Source organism: Thiolapillus sp. (assembly GCF_048562965.1).
Lineage (GTDB): Bacteria > Pseudomonadota > Gammaproteobacteria > Chromatiales > Chromatiaceae > Thiolapillus > Thiolapillus brandeum_A.
The window spans coordinates 1-627 of record NZ_JBHNMF010001436.1 but is presented as its reverse complement, the minus strand read 5'-3'; the positions used below and the strand labels follow the sequence as shown (position 1 = coordinate 627).

Below are 627 nucleotides of genomic sequence, written 5' to 3'. Positions count from 1 at the left end.
CCGTGGAAAACGCTTAAGGCGTTTCCCTCCGCCCGCCCACACTTTTTCACAGTCTGCCCCCATCCGCGCCAGCGACCCCGCTGCGTGGTTCGGGTGCCTGCGGCGCAATAATAATTATGTTCACACCCCCGGGCGCTTCTATCTGATTATGGCTATTTTCCGGTTCCCCGGATCCAGTTTCGGACAGTCCTTTCTGTCACGCCTAGGGCCTCGGCGATCTTCGCCTGAGTCAAGCCCTTTGCACGCATTATGCGCGCGCTAGAGCGACGATCTTCATACGCCCTACCCTTGGCCAGGCCACCACGGCGGCCACGCGCGGCCTGCCTGGCCGAGAAGCGGCGATCGCTCGCCTCGATATCGAACTTCGTCCACACCCAATGAGCCACCGACCTAGCGATCCAGTGGATCTCGCGGCTATCCAAGGGAGCTGGGTGCTCACTGTAGGTATAGTTGAGCGCCGTGCGGTAGAGGTGGGTCAGCCAGTGGACATACACGCCTCGGCGCTCTAGGGAAGCTCTGATCGAATCAGTGATTTTCGTATTTCAATGCAAATCGGCTGTTTTTTGAAATATGAATGGGGATTATCTGTAGATTCTCCCTTGTTTGCCGCATTCCAGGCGCAATGAG

The 627-nt window shown here is 57.6% G+C and carries 1 protein-coding gene; it reads right to left on the bottom strand.

Going from position 1 to position 627, the window contains the following annotated elements:
* Positions 1–152: 152 nt before the first annotated feature.
* Positions 153–248 carry a helix-turn-helix domain-containing protein gene (locus ACOCD2_RS24790; protein ID WP_368857411.1) on the bottom strand — a complete coding sequence of 32 codons (96 nt, stop codon included), beginning with the start codon at positions 246–248 and terminating at the stop codon, positions 153–155.
* Positions 249–627: the final 379 nt, after the last annotated feature.